Source organism: Acetobacter lambici (assembly GCF_011516885.1).
Taxonomy (GTDB): Bacteria; Pseudomonadota; Alphaproteobacteria; order Acetobacterales; family Acetobacteraceae; genus Acetobacter; species Acetobacter lambici.
The window spans coordinates 1-1,789 of sequence record NZ_WOTD01000121.1 but is presented as its reverse complement, the minus strand read 5'-3'; the positions used below and the strand labels follow the sequence as shown (position 1 = coordinate 1,789).

Below are 1,789 nucleotides of genomic sequence, written 5' to 3'. Positions count from 1 at the left end.
GGATGCGATCATCATCACCCATGACGCCTTCAAGTTCATCGCGGTCGAGGCATCCTTTGAGCGCGGGATGATCGACGAACAGATCGACGCCTATGACACGCTGCTCTGCGAGATGAATAAAGACGACCGGCTGTCGCGCAAGCGGATCGAGCACATGAAGGAAGTCATGGAGGCGAAGCTCGAAGGGCTGGCGAGCGTCAAGGATGACATGCTGCATCTGGGGGAACTGGGGATTGACCAGATCCTCGTGGACGAGGCCCAGCAGTTCCGCAAACTGAGCTTTGCCACCAATCAGGGCGATCTCAAGGGCGTGGCTCCCGAAGGCTCGCAGCGCGCGTGGGACCTGTTCGTCAAGGCCCGCTATCTTGAGCGGGTCAATCCCGGTCGCGCGCTGGTGCTGGCGTCAGGCAGCCCGATCACCAACACGCTGGGCGAGCTGTATTCGGTCCAGCGCTACATGGCTCTTGATGCCCTGCGCAGTCGTGGGCTGCATGAGTTTGACGCATGGGCCGCCAATTTCGGGGAGACCCGGACCGAACTCGAATTGCAACCCAGTGGCCTCTACAAGCCCGTCACGCGCTTTACCGAGTTCGTCAATGTCGCCGACCTCATGGCGCTCTATCGTGACTTCGCCGATGTGGTCCAGCAGGACGATCTGCGCCGCTATGTGAGCCTGCCAGCCGTGCGTGGAGGGCACCGCCAGATCGTCGTGGCACCAGTCCATGCCCGCTTCCGCGCCTACCAGAAGACTTTGGCGGGGCGGATCACGATGATTGAGAACCGCAAGGGCAAACCCCAGAAGGGCGACGACATTCTGCTCTCGGTTATGGGGGACGCCCGTCATGCAGCCCTTGATCTGCGCTTTGTTGGCTGGGGTCGGGCAGGGGAGGGGGAGGACAGCAAGCTCGATCTGATGATCCGCAATGTATTCTCCATCTGGGAGGAGAGTGGCCAGAACCGCTATACCAACCCTGAGACCGGCCAGCCCTATGCGGTGCCAGGTGCGGTGCAGATGATTTTCTCCGACCTGGGCACTGTGGGCGCACAAGGCAAGCGGGGCTTCTCCGCCTATCTGTGGATCCGTGACGAGCTGGTGCGCATGGGGGTGCCGCGCGAGCAGATCGCCTTCATGCAGGACTACAAGAAAGCCGAAGCCAAGCAGCGTCTGTTCGGCGACCTTAATGCCGGGCGCAAGCGTATTCTGATTGGCAGCACCCAGACCATGGGGACAGGGGTCAATGCCCAGCAGCGGCTTCTGGCCCTGCACCATCTGGATGTGCCCTGGCTGGTCTCTGACATCATTCAGCGCGAAGGGCGCATCGAGCGACAGGGCAACCAGAACCCCGAAATACGGATTTACGCCTACGCGCAGGAAGGCTCGGTCGATGCCACCAACTGGCAGCTGCTTGAACGCAAGCTGCGCTTCATTGCCATGGCCATGTCCGGTGACCGGTCCATCCGGCGTGTGGAAGATCTGGATAGCGATGGCAACCAGTTCGCCATGGCCAAGGCGCTGGCCTCTGGTGATATGCGGCTCATGCAGAAAGCCGGTCTGGAAGCGGAACTCGCACGGCTCGAACGCCTCTATGCCGCCCATTACGATGACCAGTTCGCAGTGCGTCGTGCCGTCCGGCAGGCCGAGCGTGAGATCGCCTGGGCGCAGGCACGGATCCCGCTGATCGACGCGGAAATCTCACAGAAGGGTTGTACATCGGGTTAGATTATGAAAAAGTCTGTTTTGCACAAAAGAAATTTTCGTAAGCTATAAGAAAACCCGATGCAGACAGAG

1 pseudogene is annotated in these 1,789 nt (G+C 60.3%); it reads left to right on the top strand.

Annotated elements, in window-relative coordinates:
• Positions 1–1,720 (top strand): annotated as a pseudogene (locus GOB86_RS15365) (lactate dehydrogenase); the annotation flags it as partial.
• Positions 1,721–1,789 lie beyond the last annotated feature (69 nt).